At 46.8% G+C, this 914-nt stretch carries 1 protein-coding gene; it reads right to left on the reverse strand.

Annotated features, from left to right (window positions below; all coding sequences use genetic code 11):
- A partial coding sequence (locus ACS8FD_RS17925; protein ID WP_459252154.1) for a type II secretion system protein D occupies positions 1–914 on the reverse strand: 914 nt, incomplete at both ends.

A 914-nucleotide genomic window follows, 5' to 3' on the forward strand; every position in this document is an offset into this window, starting at 1 on the left:
TGATCGTCCCATTTTTATCGATGACCAACTGTAGTACGCGCATCTGATTGTATTTGCGCTCAGTGACACTTGCAACTGCACCACCATCACGTAGGATAGTTGGCTGTAAAAATATAATCAAATTGCTCTTTTGAGTGCTATCACTATCAGAGCGGAATAGCCGCCCGATAATAGGCACGTTACCTAAACCTGGGACTTTTTGTTGGTTGCTGGTCGTGTTGTCGCGCATCAAACCCCCAAGCGCGATGGTCTGTTGATCATCCGCTAAAATAGTGGTGTTGATTAAACTTTTATTGGTGATAAGCCCACTGGCATTACCGACACTACCGGGTACGACCGAAGATACTTCTTGCGAGACTTCCAAGCGTACCGTGCCATTGTCACCAATATGTGGAATGACATTAAGATTGATACCAATATCTTGGCGGTCGATGGTTTGAAATGGATTTTCAGACGAGTTACCGCTGGTTGTATAAGAGCCTGTTACAAATGGTACGTTTTGACCAACCAAAATACTGGCCTTTTCATTATCCAAAGTCAAAATAGAAGGCATGGACAATAAGTTAGCACTGGTAGAAGAGTCTAATGCTTGTAAAATAGCACCGTAGAACTGTGTATTTCCATCACTGTCTGTACTACTATCCCCAATACCAAGTAACGCACCAGCAATAGAGCCTGCCGCAGAGCTAATACCTGACGCGCCTCCAGACAGTACCGCGCCTGCAAGTGATGCCGCGCTTGCGCCAACGTTATTGAAGTTCACCACTCCATAGCCGCTGTTCGCATTGCCAAGCGCCCACTGTACACCGAGTTGGGCGGCATCATCCCCTGAGACCTCAACGATAGCCGCTTGAATAAGCACTTGCGCACGGCGATTATCGAGCTGATTGACGGCCGTCTCAATCTCAAACATA

The organism is Psychrobacter sp. 1U2 (assembly GCF_051847575.1).